This is a genomic window from Mycolicibacterium elephantis DSM 44368 (assembly GCF_004014805.1).
Lineage (GTDB): Bacteria > Actinomycetota > Actinomycetes > Mycobacteriales > Mycobacteriaceae > Mycobacterium > Mycobacterium elephantis.
In genome coordinates this window covers 69,506-85,461 of the sequence record NZ_ATDN01000067.1, presented here as the reverse complement: position 1 = coordinate 85,461, position 15,956 = coordinate 69,506, and the positions used below count along the sequence as shown (strand labels likewise).

Below are 15,956 nucleotides of genomic sequence, written 5' to 3'. Positions count from 1 at the left end.
CGCAGTGTCCACCGATGTGTTCGTGTGGGGCCGCGCGGGCTCGAGGAGCGCTACGTGACTGATTCGGTCGTGCGGACCTATGTGCTCGACACCTCTGTGCTGCTGTCCGACCCCTGGGCGATCACCCGGTTCGCCGAACACGAAGTCGTTGTCCCGCTGGTGGTCATCAGCGAACTGGAAGCCAAGCGGCATCACCACGAGCTCGGTTGGTTCGCTCGCCAGGCATTGCGGATGTTCGACGATCTGCGCCTCGAACACGGACGGCTCGATCAGCCGATTTCCGTTGGCACACAAGGCGGCACGCTGCACGTCGAGCTCAATCACAGCGATCCGTCGGTGCTGCCCGCCGGTTTCCGCACCGACACCAATGACGCCCGCATTCTGACCTGCGCCGCCAACCTGGCCGCGGAGGGCAAGAAGGTCACCTTGGTCAGCAAGGACATTCCGCTACGGGTGAAGGCCGGCGCGGTCGGGTTGTGCGCCGACGAGTACCACGCTCAGGACGTCGTCACCTCCGGCTGGACGGGCATGGACGAGCTGGAGGTGGCCGCCGAGGACGTCGACGCGCTGTTCGCCGACGGCGAGGTCGATCTCGAAGCGGCCCGTAACCTGCCCTGCCACACCGGAATTCGACTTCTCGGCGGTACGTCGCACGCGCTGGGCCGGGTCAACGCCGAAAAGCGGGTGCAGCTGGTGCGCGGTGACCGGGAGGCGTTCGGCCTGCGCGGACGCTCCGCCGAACAGCGCGTGGCGTTGGACCTGCTGCTCGACGACTCGGTCGGCATCGTCTCGCTCGGCGGCAAGGCGGGCACCGGCAAGTCCGCGCTGGCGCTGTGCGCCGGGCTGGAGGCGGTGCTGGAGCGTCGCACCCAACGCAAGGTCGTGGTGTTCCGGCCGCTGTATGCCGTCGGCGGGCAGGATCTGGGCTACCTGCCCGGCAGCGAGAGCGAGAAGATGGGCCCATGGGCACAGGCCGTCTTCGACACCCTCGAGGGGCTGGCCAGTCCCGCGGTGCTCGATGAGGTGCTGGCCCGCGGCATGCTCGAGGTGCTGCCGCTGACCCACATCCGGGGCCGTTCGCTGCACGACTCGTTCGTCATCGTCGACGAGGCGCAATCGCTGGAGCGCAACGTGCTTCTCACCGTGCTGTCGCGGCTGGGCGCCGGGTCGCGGGTGGTGCTCACCCACGATGTGGCCCAGCGCGACAATCTGCGGGTGGGCCGCCACGACGGGGTGGCCGCGGTGATCGAAAAGCTCAAGGGGCACCCGTTGTTCGCTCACATCACGCTGTTGCGCAGCGAGCGCTCACCGATCGCGGCGTTGGTCACCGAGATGCTCGAGGAGATCAGCCCCGGCGCACTGCCCTGACGCGATTTGTGGGTAGTTGGTCACGCTCAGCGTGACGAACTACGCCGAAACCACCGATCAGCGACGGCGGCCGGCGCGGACGAGGTACCAGCCGGCGGCCGCCGCGCCGCCGAGGGCCACCACGCGATCGGCTCGGTCAGCGCGCGGCAGGTCGAGCAGGGCCGCCAGTCCCAGCGCCGCGAACCCGGTGCGCAGCGCCGGCTGACAGGTGCCGGTGGTCACCAGAGCAGAGGCGGGAACGGACACGGTAGCGGAGGCGTGATCAGCGAGCACCAGTACTCCTGAGGCGAATCGGATGGGTCCGGCGCCTCGACGCTAGTTCCTCGCAGCCGGTTGGGGAATAGGTGTGCGCTTATGCGTCGGAATTTTTCTCCGGACGCCCGACGTGGCGACCCAGTTCGGCGCGGGACTTGATACCCAACTTGCGGTAGATGCGGGCCAGGTTCGCTTCGACGGTCTTGGGGCTGATGAACAGCGCAGCGGCCACCTCGCGGTTCTTCATACCCGAGGCGGCCAGTTCGGCGATCCGTTGCTCCGACGGGGTGAGCTGACCGGAATGGCGTGGCCCGATGCTCGCGCGCACCAACTCCGACCGTGCCCGGTCGGCCCACAGCGGAACGCTGAGCCGCTCGAAGGTGTCGAAGGCTTCCTGCAACCGCACCGACGCGGATTCCTTCTTGCGTTGTCGGCGTTCGATCTGGCCCAGCAGCACAAGGGTGCGGGCCCGCTCGAAGGGCATCGACAACCGTTGGTGTGCGTCCAGCGCGCGCAGTGCGGCGGCGTGTGCGCCCTCGAGATCACCGCGCGCCGCCAGCAGCGTGCTGCGCGAGCGTGCCCCGACGGCGAGCATCCAGGGCCGGTCCAGCCGCTGCCCGTTGCGTTCGAGCGCTTCGATCAGCGGCTCGGCCTCGTCGGGCCGTCCCGACTGCACCAGTGCCTCGATCGCGTCGGGTAGATAGGCCGCGTTGGGCAGTTCCGTCGGGGTGCGGTACGGGTCGAACGTCGACAACATCGGCGCCACCGCCGCGAGCGCGGCGTCATAGTCCCCCAACGACAGCTCGAGGAACGCCAGCGCACCCAGCACCCGCTCCGAGAGCCGCGAAGTTCCTGTGCGCCTTCCACTTTCGAGCGCATCGGCGATCGCCTGCCGCGCCTCGGCCTCATGGCCCGCGTATGCCGCGAGCTGCGCGCGCAGGCTCTGCGCGAGAAAGAGCGGCGTGGCTCCACCGAGTTGGCGCGCGTATTCCATGGTGTCCTCGGCGACCAGGTTGGCGTTGACGAAGTCGCCGAGCCACACCGAGTTCATCACCGCGTGCTGGGCGATGAAGACGTGCTCACCCTCCTCGCCCCTCTCCATGCACCTGGCCCGGATCTTCTCGAGCATCTGATCGGCGCGGTCGAACTGGTTCGTCCATTGCAAGAGCAGGGCGTGCTGAACGCTCGGCTTGAAAACCAGCGGCGTGAGGGCTTCCTGGTCCTCCAGTTCCAACGCCCGCTGCATCGATTCCTCGTCAAGACCCAGCCCCGCGGTGAACAACAGGATCGATCGCATGCCCAGCGCCATGCTCAGCAGGTGAGGTTGGTCCAGCTGCTCGGCGCGTGACACCGCGAGGTCGGCCATCTGCACACCGTCATGAAGCTGGTTGTTGTGAAACAGGCAGTACGCCAACGTAATCAGCAGCTGGACCCGCAACGGGCTGTCGTCGGACACCTCGTTGAGCGCATCGCGCAGCAGGCGCGCGGCCTCGAAGAAGCCCTCCCCGTAGAGGCGCACCACCGCCAAGCGGCTCAACGTCTCGGCGCGCACGTCGCCCGGCGGCACCCGGCCGACGGTCTCCTCGAGCACCAGGGCCGCCCGCCGGTGGTCACCGGCGTCGAAATGGTGCAGCGCACTGCGGAGCCGACGATCGGGTGTGTCACCACCGAGCCCGATCGCGAGGTCCACCAGTTCGGCAGCGGCAGCGGGTGCACCACGCATCCGCGCCGATTCGGCAGCCTCGTCCAGCGCCGCGAGGGTGACCTCGTCGCCGCTGGTGGCGGCCAGCGCCAGATGCCTGGCGCGCAGCTCGGGCTCGTCGACGATCTCGGCGAGCCGCCGGTGCATCGACCGACGGCGGCCGGGCGGGGCCTGGCTGTACACGCCCCTGGCCAGCAGCGGGTGCGCGAACTGAATCCGGTTGCCGTCGATGGCGATGATGCCTTTGTTCTCGGCGACTTCGAGCAGCTCGATCAGTCGGTCGTCGTCTGCGACGGTCGCGCTGGACACCGACTCGACCGTCGGTGTCGCCATGCACGACGCGGCCAGCAGCACCTCGTGCACCTCGGGATCGAGATTGCCGATACGGCGGCGCACCACGTCGGTCAGCGTGCGCGGCAGCGGCGTGCCGACGCCTGCCGGCCGGTCCTCGATGGCGCGCGCCAGTTCGATCGCGTAGAACGGGTTCCCGCCCGACACCTGATGGATTCGTCCGATTGTGGGACGCGAGAACGTCTTTCGCAGCCGCGTCGTCACCGCCGCGTGCAGATCCTGAACGCTCAACGGGTGCAACCGGATCCGTCTGAGCGCCTCCGGCCGCGGCAACTGAAGCCACGCCGCGCCGGTACCGTCCGCCGGCTCGGTCCGTACGGTGGCGAGGATTCCCGCCGGCCCCATGAGCCGGCGCGCTGCGAACGCGATGACGTGCATGCTCGAGGGATCCAGCCACTGCAGATCGTCGATCGCCAGCAACACCGGGCCCTCATCACCGAGCCGTTCGATGACGGAGAGGAACGCCGCGGCCACCGCGCGCTGGTCGGTGGCCGCGTCGTTGTCCGCGCGCAGTAACACCTGATCGACCGCCAGCAGCTGCGGGCTCGGCAGATCAGCCCATGCGCGGGCGTCGACCTCGTCGAGCAGGTCGGCCAGCGCCGCGTAGGCCAGCACCGATTCGGCTTCTGCCGCGCGCGCGGACAGCACACGGAACCCACGCGCCTGGGCCTGCTCGATCGCGGCCAACCACAGCGTGGTCTTGCCGATTCCGGCCTCGCCCTCGATCAACAATGCCGAGGGGCCCACGGTGGTGGACTCCAGGAACCCGTCGATCGTTCGCCTATGCGCCCGATGGGTCCGCACAACTTCCCCGGCCATATCAGAAAGAATCTCAGCAAACTGCCGGGATCACCGGCCGTTCGACTGATTCGCGGTCGACAGCATCGCCCGGCCGAGCTCGGCGCGGGACCGGATGCCGAGCTTGCGATAGGCCCTCGCCAGCGTGGCCTCGACGGTTTTGGCGCTCAGCGACAGCGCCTCGGCGACGTCGCAGTTCGTCATTCCCGACGCCGCCAGCTCGGCCACCCGGAGCTCGACAGCCGTCAACTCGCGACGCTTACGGGCCGCGTCGGCTCCGCCCGGCAACCGGGCGCGCGCACGGGCCGCCCACAACGGGGTGCCGAGCTGCTCGAACGCCGCGAGCGCCTCGTGCAACGACGCCGATGCCTCGCGCTGTCGTGACCGCGCCTGAACCGTGCCGAGCACGAGCTGCGTGCGCGCACGCTCGAACCGCATCTGAAGCCGGTCGTGATGCGTCATCGCCTGCTGTGCTTCGGCCACGGCCCCCTTGAGGTCGCCACGGGCGGCCTTCACCAGCGCCCGGCACCGCGCACCCATGGCGAGCATCCAGGCCCGGTCCAGCCGACGTCCGTTTCGTTCCAGATCCTCGACGAACGTCTCGGCCTCGGTCACCCTGCCAGATTCCACCAGCGCTTCGACGGCGTCGGGCAGGTACGCCGCCGCCGAAAGCTCCGTGGAGGTCGGCGCATGCCGGGACATCAGCGGCTCCAGCGTGTTCACCGCGGCCTCGTAGTTGCCCAGCGACACCTCCAGCAGGCCCAGCGCCGTGTTCGCCTGGTCCTCGTGCCACGCGGTGCCGCTGACCTTGCAGGCGTCGATCGCGTCGGCGATCGCCATCCGGGCGTCGGCCTCGGCGCCCTCGTAGACGGCGAGCCAGGCCTTGAGCAACTGGCTCAGCATGGCGGGGAACTCCCCGCCGAGCTGGTGGGCCAGCCCGGTGACGTCCTTGGCCAGCCGCTTGGCCTCGACGAAATCGGCGCGCCAGATCCGGTTCAGCGCCACGTAGAAGCTGACGAAGATCAGCTCGCCCTCCTCGCCCCGGTCGACGCAGCGCCGCTCGACGGCCCGCAGCTGCTCGAACGACGCGTCCAGGTCGCCGCTACAGGCCAGGATCAGCGCGCGTTCGACGCTCGGGCGAAGCATGGTGGGGATGAACGCGTCGTGGTCCTCCAGCTCGAGGGCGCGTTGCATGCTCGGCTCGTCCATCCCGCCGCCACCGAAGAACTGCAGCGTCGCGCGCACGCCGAGGGCCTGGCTGAGCAGCCCGGAGTCGCCGAGCGGCTCGGCGTGGTCCACGGCCTCTTCGCCGGTGCGCTTCGCGGCCTCGGGGCGGCCGGTCATGTACAGCGCGTAGGCCAACGCGATCAGGATGCTGACCCGAAGCCGGCCCTCGGGTGCGTCTTCATCCAGCGCGCGCTGAAGCAGCTGGCAACCCTCGAGGTAGCCGTCGTTCATGAACCGCACGAACGCCAGCTCGTGCCGGGCATGCGCGCGAAGCGGCCCCGGTTCCAGGTCCGCGATGGCCTGCTCCAGCAGCGCGCGGGCCCGCGCCGGGTCGCCGGCGTCGAACGTGTGGGTCGCCAACAGGATCCGGCGCTGGGGGGTGTCACCGCCGAGCTCGATGGCGAGGTTGAGCAGCTCGGCCGCGGCGGCGGGCGCGCCGCGCGCGTGCGCCGAGGCGGCGGCGTCGTCGAGCGCGCGCAGCGTCTCGGGGTCGCCCGTCGTCGCGGCCAGGGCCAGGTGCCGCGCACGCAGTTCGGGTTCGGCGACGACGGCGGCCAGCCGGCGATGCATCGAGCGGCGCCGGTCCGGTGAGGAGTCGGAGTACACACCGGCGGCCAACAGGGGATGGGTGAACCGGATCCGGTGCCCCTCGATGGCGATGATGTCCTGCTGTTCTGCGGCCTCGAGCAGTTCGATCACCCGGTCGCGGTCGGTGTCGGATGCGGCAACCACCCGTTCGACGGTGGGCGTGGCCAGCGAGGCGGCGGCCAGCAGCACGTCATGGGTCTCCGGGTCGAGGCCGCCGAGCCTGACGCGCACCACCTCCGCCAACGTGCTGGGAAGTTCGATGGCGTCGTTCTCGTCGAAGGCACGGGCCAATTCGATGGCGTAAAAAGGGTTCCCGCCCGAGACCTGGTGGATCCGCCTGAACGCCGAGCGTGACAACGGCCTGTCGACGTTATCCGACACGACTTGATGTAGTGCGCGAGCTGACAAGGGACCCAACGTGATCCGGCGAACGGCATCGGGCCGGGGAAGCTCCAACGACGATGCCGCGTCGCCGGCCACGCCTTCAGTGCGGATCGTGGCGATCAGCCCCACCGAACCGGTGAGGCGCCGGGCGGTATAGGCGATGACGTAGGCGCTGGAGGGGTCCAGCCAGGGCAGGTCGTCGATGGCCAGAAGCAGCGGACCGTCGTCGCTCAACCGTTCGACGATCGACAGGAACGCCGCAGCGACCGCACGTTGGTCGGTCGCCGCATCGGAATCGGCTGTCCTGGAGAGAATGTGGTCCACCGCGGCCCGCTGCGGTCCCGGCAGGTCCGACCAAACCGTCGGGTCGACACCGGTGAGCAGGTCGGCCAACGCGGTGTAGGACAATACCGACTCCGCCTCGGCCGCGCGGGTCGTGAGCACACGGAACCCGCGGCGGCGTGCACCATCCGACGCCGCCATCCACAGCGTGGTCTTGCCGATGCCCGCATCACCCTCGATCAACAGCGCCGACGGCGTGCTTGACGCCGAATCCAGGAACTCTGCCACCGCCGCCTCCTCGGCGGGGCGATGCGGAAGATACGCGGGCATAACGTGATAACTCTCGGCAGTACGCGGTCGACGGTTACGGGGTCAACATCTCCATTTGTCGTCGTTGGTTGAGCGTATCGACATCTCGCTGGATGCGAATGTCGAACCCCATGGTGACGGACCAGATACTGACCGCCGCGACTGCCGTTGGTCCGTATCATCGGTGACCAAAGACCCCAGAACCGTTGCCTGACCACGTCATATCGTCGAGGTATTGACGAGAGCGCAAGGAGCGGTTTGATGTCCGTCTTTTCCGGCCGACACGGCATCGTGGTCGGCGTCGACGGTTCGCCGGCATCGAAGGTGGCCGTCGACTGGGCGGCACGAGAGGCGGACATGCGCAACGCCCCGCTCACCCTGGTGCACGTTCTGCCCGCTGCGAGATTCTGGCCCGAGGTGGCGACACCATCGAGAATCGAACAGCTCTACCAGTCCCAAGCCCAGAGATGGCTGCGCGAGGCGACCACGGTGGCCGAGAAGGCGATGACCGCCCCCGGCCGAATCGACACCCGCCTGCTCGACGGTGCAGTGCTGCCTTCACTCGTCGACCTCTCCAAGGAGGCGCAGCTCATCGTGGTCGGGTGCCGCGGGCAGGGCTCGCTCGCGCGACGGCTGATGGGGTCGATCAGCCGGGGACTCGTCCAACGTGCCCATTGCCCGGTCGCGGTGGTGCACGACGAGGATCCGCTGATGTCGTGCCCCGTCGAGCAGGCGCCCGTGGTCGTCGGGATCGACGGCTCGCCGGCCTCGGAGCTGGCCGCCGAGATCGCGTTCGACGAGGCATCGCGCCGCGGTGTCGAGCTCGTGGCGGTGCACGCGTGGATGGACGACACCACCTTCGAGCTACCGGCGGACGAATGGACGGCCACCGGTAAGGGCATGGCAGAACAGACGCTGACGCAACAGCTGGCGCGTTGGCATGAGCGCTATCCCGAGGTGCCTGTGCGGCAGGTGGTGGTCCGCGATCAGCCGGCGCGCCAGCTGGTCAAGCAGGCCGACGACGCGCAGCTGGTGGTGGTGGGCAGCCACGGCCGCGGCGGCTTCGCGGGGATGCTGCTGGGCTCGGTGGCCGCCGCGGTCGCCGAATCGGCCCGGATGCCGGTGATCGTCGCGCGGTCATCCTGACACCGAGCCGAATCACTCTCGGCGCGACCGGAATTCCAGCACCTCGTCGAGCGGCCGTCGCGGCGTCGGGGGCGGCAAGTCATCGATCGACGGTGCCAGGCCGACGCGGACGAGAACCTGGGGGGTGACGTCCCGACCGATCAGCTCGGTGAGCATCTGCCGGCTCTCAGGGTGCTCGGTGATGTGGGTCAAGGTGCAGGTGGCCATGCCTGCCATCGTGGCTTCGAGCAACACCGCCGACAGCCGCTCACCACAGCGCAGCACACTGTCGTGGGATTCGTCGTACGTCGACAGCGCCAGGATCTTCGACTGATCTCGTTCGACACCCTCCCGGCGATCGCGATGCTGACTCACGGGGAACCTGCGCGCGACATCGACGCGATCCGCCTCGGAAGCCGAGGCCAGTGAGCTTTGCGGGATGCCCTCGGCGGTCTCGAAACCCGCGGTCCACCATTGCAGTTCGGCGTGGTAGGAGGAATCGTATTGGCGCAGGGTTTCGGTGAGCTGCGACGCCTCGGCCAGTTTCGGGCGCGCATCATCAGCGATCACGTCGAGACGTACCGCCTCGGAACCCACGACGTTGCGCAGGTGCGGCTCAAAGGATTCCCAGTCGGGAGGCGGCGCGAACGGCAGGCGGTCGGTGCGTCGCAGCAGGATGGCGTTGGCTCGGCGGCGATGGCCCTCGGTGACGAAGTCCATCGGGCCGAAGTCGATGGTCGCCAGGTGCAGCCGGTTGTTGGGGTTCGGGAACCGGCTCACGAACGTCGCCCATCCGGCTGCCGCCATCGCGACCCGCAGGTGGTCGAGGACCGCGCCGCAGCTCAGAAGCGTCTCGCGACCGGACTCGTCGGTGCTGCGCACTCTGCGCGACGGTTCGGCGAACAGCTGAAGCTCGCCGTCCTCGGCCACCCACCGCCACGGTTGGCTGTTGTGCAACGACGGGGCCCGGCACGCCAGCTTCACGGCGTTGGCGATCGTGCTGTCATCCACCGTGGGCGGCGGGGGTTGTGTCATCTGAACCTCCAGCTACCTGTCCAACTATTAGGCTTCCACGCCGGCCGGAGTTTCGGGTAGGGCCTTTGTGCCTCCACGGGTAGGGCCTGACGACCGCTGCACAGGTGTGCGATCGGGCGGCAAGATGAGTGCATGGCTTGGACGACGCCCGGCAACCTGTCCGCTGAGGTGCATGAGACCCACACCGGGCTGGTTGCCCTGCTCGGGGAGCGGGCCTACAAGGCGAAGAAGGCGTTGGTCACCGAGTTCCTCGATTTCCGCACCGCGCAGCAGCGCGAAGAAGCCTGTGCCCACGAGATCGAGCTCAACAGTCGGCTCGCGCCCGACAGCTATCTGGGTCTGGCGCACTTCAGCGGCGTCGAGGGCGAACCGCCCGAGCCGGTGATCGTGATGCGCCGATATCCGGACACCTGCCGGCTGACATACCTGGTGCGGCACGGAACTCCGGTGGAGGCACACCTGGTGTCGATCGCCGAGACATTGGCATCGTTTCATGCCGGCGCGGCGCGGGGCGATGCGATCGATGCCTGCGGTACCGCCGACGCCGTCGCCGCGCGGTGGCAGGCCAACATCGACGAGCTTCACCACCACGCGGTACTGGCGCCCGGACTCATCGACGAGGTGTGGCACCTTGCCTCGCAGTACATCTCGGGCCGGTCGGCGCTGTTCAGCCAGCGCATCGCCGACCGCCGCATCGTCGACGGACATGCCGATCTGCTGACCGACGACATCTTCTGTATGCCCGAGGGGCCCGTATTGCTCGACTGCCTGGAGTTCGACGACCGGTTGCGCTACGTCGACGGTCTGGACGACGTCGCATTTCTCGCCATGGACCTGGAGTACTTGGGGCGCAAGGACTTGGCCGAGTTCCTGCTGGATCATTACCGCCGCGCCGCGGGGGAGACGGCACCGGTGACGCTGGCTGACTTCTACATCGCCTACCGTGCGGTGGTGCGCGCCAAGGTCGATTGTGTGCGCGTGGCGCAAGGGCATCCCGAAGCGGCCGAAGATGCCCAGCGCCACATCGACATCGCCCTCGACCATCTGCGGGCAGCCACGGTACGGCTGGTCATGGTCGGTGGCGGCCCGGGAACCGGTAAGACCACGTTGTCGCGTGCGCTTGCCGAACCGCTTGGAGCGCAGGTCATCTCGACCGACGATGTGCGCCGTGAGCTGCAGTCCGCGGGTGTCATCTCCGGCGCGGTCGGTGAGCCCGAAGCCGGGCTCTACAGCGCGGAGAACGTCGCGGCCGTCTACGACGCCGTGCTGCAGCGTGCCCGTCACCACCTGGAACGGGGTGAGACGGTCATCCTCGACGCGACGTGGCGCGATGCGCACCAGCGCGAGCGGGTGCGCAGGCTGGCGGGCGAAACCCAGGCGCTCGTGGTGGAACTCAGCTGTCATGTTCCGGTGCGGGATGCGGCGGCCAGAACGGTCAGCCGCGGACCGACGAGCTCGGATGCCACCCCCGAGATCGCGGCCAGGCTCGCCCAAGCCGACGACGCCTGGCCGCAGGCCCACCGCATCGATACCGGCGGCCCGCTGGCCGAATCGGTCGCCGAGGCTCGGAAGGCGGTGTTCGAGACGCCGGTGGCCCTCAGGTAAGGGACCTTGGTCCTCAGTACCGATGGCCTTTGGCCGGCGACTCGCAGCGGATTCGATGCGTACGTTCTGAGCCATGACCTACGTGATCAGTTCAGCGTGTGTGGACGTGATGCACAAAGCCTGTGTCGAGGAATGTCCGGCGGATTGCATCTACGAAGGCGCAAGGGTTCTCTACATCAACCCCGATGAATGTGTGGATTGCGGTGCCTGCAAGCTCGTGTGCGAGGTCGACGCGATCTACTTCGAGACCGACCTGCCCGAGGAAGAGTTGCAGCACCTGGCGGACAACGCCGCGTTCTTCAACGAAGTCCTGCCGGGACGAGACGCCCCGCTGGGCTCACCGGGCGGCGCGACCCGACTCGGCCCGGTGGGCGTGGACACGCCGCTGATCGCGGCCATGCCGCGGGGGGCTTGACGCCTTCGTTACCGGGTCGCTACCGGACCGCTACCGGACCGCTACCGGACCGCATTGTGGCACACCAGCACCGGAACGGGGCTGTGGTGCAGCATGTTCAGGCTCGTCGAGCCCAGCACCGTACCGGCGAGCAGGCCGCGGCCACGGCTGCCCACGACCACCAACTGAGCATCGGCGGCGTGCTGCAGCAGTGCCTGGCCTGCCCCGGCCGTTTCGATGAAGTACCTGACCTCGACGTCGGGGTAGCGTTCACTCCACGGCTCCACCGAGCCCATGACGAATTGCCATTGCGCCGTTTCGACGGCGCCCCAGTCGATCATCGCCGGGATCTCGATCCCGCCGAGCACCCGGCGGCCGGGCCAGGCGTTGACCGCGTAGATCGGGACACCGAAGCGGTCCGCGAACTCGAATGCGATCCGGTACGCCGCGTCGCCGGTTTGGTCACCGTTCACGCCGAGAACGATCGGCTGATCGGTCGGGGCGGTGATCCCGCCACGCCAGGCGACGACCGGACACGACGAGTGTGTCGTCACCGCAACGGTTGTCGAACCCAGTAGCAGAGCAGCGCCGGTGTGCACCTCGGGACAGCCGAGGACGACGAGGCGCGCGTTTTCGCTCAGGCTTGTCAGCACCTTCGACGCCGATTCGTCGAAGCGCGTGGCGGTGATCGTCAGCGTCGCGAACTTCGCCCGCACCGCGTCCTCGACCGATTTGAGGGTGGCTTCGGCGGTTGTGCGCTGCTCGGCGATCAGCGCCGCGTACATCGTGGCCGCGGCGTCGGTGAGGAGACGACCGGGGTCGGGGGTGGCGTGCACGATGTGCAACGGCGCGTCGAACTTCTCCGCGACGGCGGCCGCCCAGACCGCGGCGTTGAGCGCGTCGTCCGAGCCGTCGACCCCGACGACCACCGCCCCTGTGCTGTCAGGCATTTCGGACATCCTCTAACGGTCCCGGACGACGATGACCGGAACCTGGGCGCCCTGAGCGACCTTGGCGGCCACCGAGCCCAACAGCATGCCCTTGAAGCCGCCGCGGCCGCGGCTGCCGACCACGACAAGCTGGGCCTGGTCGGACTCGTCAAGCAGCCAACGGGCGGGCTGGTCACAGACGAGGCGGCGCCGCACACGCACCTCGGGGTACTGCTCTTGCCAACCCGCCAGGCGTTCGGCGAGCACCTCCTGGCCTTCTTCCTGGTGTTTCTGCCAGTCGGCCCCGACGATCGGGAAGACGCGGGTGTCGCTCCAGGCGTGCAGGGCCACCAACTCCACGCCGCGACGCGACGCCTCGTCGAACGCCAGCGCGGTGGCCCCTTCCGCGGCAGGCGATCCGTCGATGCCGAGCAGCACCGGCGCCGCGGGATCAGGGGTCGGGGCCTCTGCGGGGATGATCGCGACCGGGCCGCGGGCATAGTGCAGCAGACCGCTGCTGACCGAACCCAGTAGCGCGCGGCCGAGCGCACCCATCCCGCGGTTGCCCGCGACGACCATCCACGCGTCCGCGGACGCCGCGACAAGCGTCGACGCGATCGGGCCGTGTTCCACGACGGAATTCACCGCGGGCACCTCGGCACCGCCGACGCTTCCCTGGAACGTCTTCTGGGCCTGCTCCAGGACCTGCTTGGCGTTCTCCTCCTGCCACTCGTCGAAGCTCGACTGCAGGTACGTGACGGGCCAGGTCACCTCCACCGGGGCGATGACGTGCATCAAGGTGACGGGAAGGCGGCGCATGACTGCCTCGCGGGCAGCCCAGCTGACAGCGGCTTCGGACTCCGGGGATCCGTCGACCGCTACCAAAATTCCGTACTTGGTGATGGACTCCGCCATTTCGCTACCCCTCGATTCGGTCTGCGCGGTCTGCCGGCGCGTGGAGTTGCCGCCCTTGTCCGGGCGATGCACGTACGCGCCGCATCGACACCAACCCTAGGTCGGTGGGCCCGGATTGCGCAGGGCCATTGGTCCCGCGTGGCGGTGCCAGTGGTCCTCGGCTACTGGTCGTCGTCCTTGACCTTGGCCATGGCCAGCACGTCGAGCCGCTTGTCGAGTTCTTCGAGCGAGAGCTTGTCGCCGATCAGGCCACGGTCGATGACCGTCTGGCGGATCGTCTTCTTCTCCTTGAGCGCCTGCTTGGCGACGGCGGCGGCTTCTTCGTAGCCGATCGCGGAGTTCAGCGGCGTGACGATCGACGGCGAGGACTCGGCCAGTTCCCGCAGCCGGTCCTCGTTGGCGACCAGACCGTCGATGCACTTCTCGGCGAACAGCTTCGAGGAGTTGGTCAGGATCTTGAACGACTCGAGCAGGTTGCGCGCCATCATCGGGATGTACACGTTGAGTTCGAACGCGCCGGACGCGCCACCGAAGGCGATCGCGGCGTCGTTGCCGATCACCTGCGCGGCCACCTGGGTCACTGCCTCGGGGATCACGGGGTTGACCTTGCCCGGCATGATCGAGGAACCCGGCTGCAGATCTGGCAGCTGAATCTCGCCGAGGCCGGTGAGCGGACCTGAGCCCATCCACCGGATGTCGTTGGCGATCTTGGTCAGCGAGACCGCGATGGTGCGCAGCGCGCCGGACGCCTCGACCAGGCCGTCCCGCGCGGCCTGCGCCTCGAAATGGTTGGTGGCCACCCGAAGTTCGGCCAGCCCGGTCTGCTGGGTCAGCACCGCGACGACGCGCACGTCGAAGTCGTCGGGCGCGTTGAGACCGGTGCCGACGGCGGTGCCGCCGATGGCCAGTTCACCCAGCCGGGGCAGGGTGGCCTTGACCCGTTCGATGCCGGCCTCGATCTGGCGTGCGTATCCGCCGAACTCCTGCCCCAGTGTCACGGGCACGGCGTCCATCAGGTGGGTGCGGCCCGACTTGACCACGGTGCGCCACTGCCGCGCTTTGCCTCTCAGCGACTCGTGCAGCACTTCCAGCGCCGGAATGAGGTGGCGCACAGCGGCTTCGGTGGCGGCGATGTGCGTGGCGGTGGGGAAGGTGTCGTTCGACGACTGCGACATGTTCACGTCGTCGTTGGGGTGCACGGTCACGCCGTTGCGCGCGGCGATGCTGGCGATCACCTCGTTGGTGTTCATGTTCGAGCTTGTGCCCGAACCGGTTTGGAACACGTCGATGGGGAACTGGTCGTCATGGCGGCCGTCGGCGATCTCACCGGCTGCGGCGATGATCGCATCGGCCTTGTCGGCGGGCAGCAGCCCGAGGTCCTTGTTCACCTGAGCGCACGCGCCCTTCAGCAGGCCCAGCGCCCGGATCTGGGTGCGTTCCAGGCCGCGGCCCGAGATCGGGAAGTTCTCCACGGCCCGTTGGGTCTGCGCGCGCCACAGCGCGTCGACCGGGACGCGAACCTCGCCCATGGTGTCATGCTCGATGCGGTACTCGGTGTTGGTGGCGCCGTCCTGCTCCACGCTCATCTGTTTGTTCCTCGCTCGTTGTTGTCAGGGCAGCGGCCGGATCGCGGTGGCGTCGCCGGTGAAGTTGATGGCGGAGTACTCGTTGAGCTTGGAGAGCCGGTGATAGGCCTCCACCATGCGGACCGTGCCGGACTTGGACCGCATCACGATCGACTGGGTCGTGCAGCCGCCGCTGTAGAAGTGCACGCCCTTGAGCAGGTCGCCGTCGGTGACGCCGGTGGCGGCGAAGAAGATGTTGTCGCCGGAAACCAAGTCTGCGCTGGTCAGCACCTGGTCGAGGTCGTAGCCACGGTCGATGGCCTTCTGCCGTTCCTCGTCGTCGCGGGGGGTCAGCTGGCCCTGGATCTCACCGCCCATGCAGCGGATCGCCGCGGCGGCGATGATGCCCTCCGGGGTGCCGCCGATCCCGGCGAGAATGTCGGTGCTGGTGGTGGAGCGGCACGTGGAGATGGCGCCTGCGACGTCACCGTCGGAGATCAGCCGGCACCGCGCGCCCGCCGCGCGCACGTCGGCGATCAGCTGTTCGTGGCGGGGCCGGTCCAGGATGCACACGGTCAGGTCAGACACCGAGACGTTCTTGGCCTTGGCGACTCGGCGGATGTTCTCGGCGATCGGGGCGGTGATGTCGATGGCGTCGACTGCGTCCGGGCCGACGGCGATCTTGTTCATGTAGAACACCGCCGACGGATCGAACATGGTGCCGCGCTCGGAGACCGCCAGCACGGAGATCGCGTTGGCCAGGCCCTTGCTCATCAGCGTGGTGCCGTCGATGGGGTCGACGGCGAAGTCGCACTCCGGGCCGTCGCCGTTGCCGACCTCCTCGCCGTTGTAGAGCATCGGCGCGTTGTCCTTCTCGCCCTCGCCGATCACCACGACACCGCGCATCGACACCGAGTTGACCAGCTCACGCATGGCGTCGACGGCGGCGCCGTCGCCGCCCTCCTTGTCGCCGCGGCCGACCCAGCGGCCTGCCGCCATGGCGCCTGCCTCGGTCACTCGGACGAGCTCAAGGGCGAGGTTTCGGTCTGGGGCTTCTTTATGAGCTGGCGTCATAGGCCAGATTGTCCCATTATCGGGTCGTTCTGTGGCAGCTGGGATACTGG

At 68.4% G+C, this 15,956-nt stretch carries 12 protein-coding genes; 4 read left to right on the top strand and 8 right to left on the bottom strand.

Features of this window, described 5'->3' with window-relative positions; translation table 11 throughout:
- The first annotated feature begins 54 nt into the window (after positions 1–54).
- Positions 55–1,368 (top strand): RNA 5'-3' helicase PhoH2, encoded by a 1,314-nt coding sequence (locus MELE44368_RS24295; protein ID WP_128110826.1) that lies wholly within the window; start codon positions 55–57, stop codon positions 1,366–1,368.
- Positions 1,369–1,425: 57 nt separating this feature from the next.
- Here the strand turns inward: MELE44368_RS24295 and MELE44368_RS24290 are convergent, their stop codons facing one another.
- From MELE44368_RS24290 to MELE44368_RS24280, 3 genes are all read right to left on the bottom strand, one after another.
- On the bottom strand, positions 1,426–1,641 hold the full coding sequence (locus MELE44368_RS24290) for a hypothetical protein (RefSeq protein WP_046751976.1): 216 nt from the start codon (positions 1,639–1,641) through the stop codon (positions 1,426–1,428).
- Positions 1,642–1,720: 79 nt separating this feature from the next.
- Positions 1,721–4,495 carry a helix-turn-helix transcriptional regulator gene (locus MELE44368_RS24285; protein ID WP_128110825.1) on the bottom strand — a complete coding sequence of 925 codons (2,775 nt, stop codon included), beginning with the start codon at positions 4,493–4,495 and terminating at the stop codon, positions 1,721–1,723.
- A 30-nt stretch (positions 4,496–4,525) separates the two neighbouring features.
- Positions 4,526–7,285: an AAA family ATPase gene (locus MELE44368_RS24280; protein WP_128110824.1), complete on the bottom strand. Its 2,760-nt coding sequence runs from the start codon at positions 7,283–7,285 to the stop codon at positions 4,526–4,528.
- A 240-nt stretch (positions 7,286–7,525) separates the two neighbouring features.
- On the opposite strand from MELE44368_RS24280, the gene MELE44368_RS24275 reads away from it, so the two are divergent.
- Positions 7,526–8,410 (top strand): universal stress protein, encoded by an 885-nt coding sequence (locus MELE44368_RS24275; protein ID WP_128110823.1) that lies wholly within the window; start codon positions 7,526–7,528, stop codon positions 8,408–8,410.
- A gap of 12 nt (positions 8,411–8,422) precedes the next feature.
- On the opposite strand, the gene MELE44368_RS24270 is transcribed toward MELE44368_RS24275, so the two are convergent.
- On the bottom strand, positions 8,423–9,424 hold the full coding sequence (locus MELE44368_RS24270) for an Acg family FMN-binding oxidoreductase (protein ID WP_128110822.1): 1,002 nt from the start codon (positions 9,422–9,424) through the stop codon (positions 8,423–8,425).
- 132 nt (positions 9,425–9,556) lie between these two features.
- Here MELE44368_RS24270 and MELE44368_RS24265 point away from each other — a divergent pair, with 132 nt between their 5' ends.
- Entirely contained in the window at positions 9,557–11,029 is a 1,473-nt protein-coding gene (locus MELE44368_RS24265) for a bifunctional aminoglycoside phosphotransferase/ATP-binding protein (RefSeq protein WP_128110821.1), read from the top strand.
- Between the two features lie 73 nt (positions 11,030–11,102).
- Positions 11,103–11,444: a ferredoxin gene (gene fdxA / locus MELE44368_RS24260; protein WP_128110820.1), complete on the top strand. Its 342-nt coding sequence runs from the start codon at positions 11,103–11,105 to the stop codon at positions 11,442–11,444.
- A gap of 41 nt (positions 11,445–11,485) precedes the next feature.
- Here the strand turns inward: fdxA and MELE44368_RS24255 are convergent, their stop codons facing one another.
- The 4 genes from MELE44368_RS24255 to glpX all read right to left on the bottom strand — a co-directional run bounded on the left by MELE44368_RS24255 (position 11,486) and on the right by glpX (position 15,906).
- Positions 11,486–12,373, bottom strand: coding sequence for a universal stress protein (locus MELE44368_RS24255; RefSeq protein WP_128110819.1), 888 nt, complete (start codon positions 12,371–12,373; stop codon positions 11,486–11,488).
- Positions 12,374–12,385: 12 nt separating this feature from the next.
- A complete protein-coding gene (locus MELE44368_RS24250) occupies positions 12,386–13,267 on the bottom strand; it encodes a universal stress protein (protein ID WP_128110818.1) in 882 nt (293 codons plus the stop codon).
- A gap of 161 nt (positions 13,268–13,428) precedes the next feature.
- Entirely contained in the window at positions 13,429–14,853 is a 1,425-nt protein-coding gene (locus MELE44368_RS24245; RefSeq protein WP_128110817.1) for a class II fumarate hydratase, read from the bottom strand.
- Between the two features lie 24 nt (positions 14,854–14,877).
- Positions 14,878–15,906: a class II fructose-bisphosphatase gene (gene glpX / locus MELE44368_RS24240; RefSeq protein WP_128110816.1), complete on the bottom strand. Its 1,029-nt coding sequence runs from the start codon at positions 15,904–15,906 to the stop codon at positions 14,878–14,880.
- Positions 15,907–15,956 lie beyond the last annotated feature (50 nt).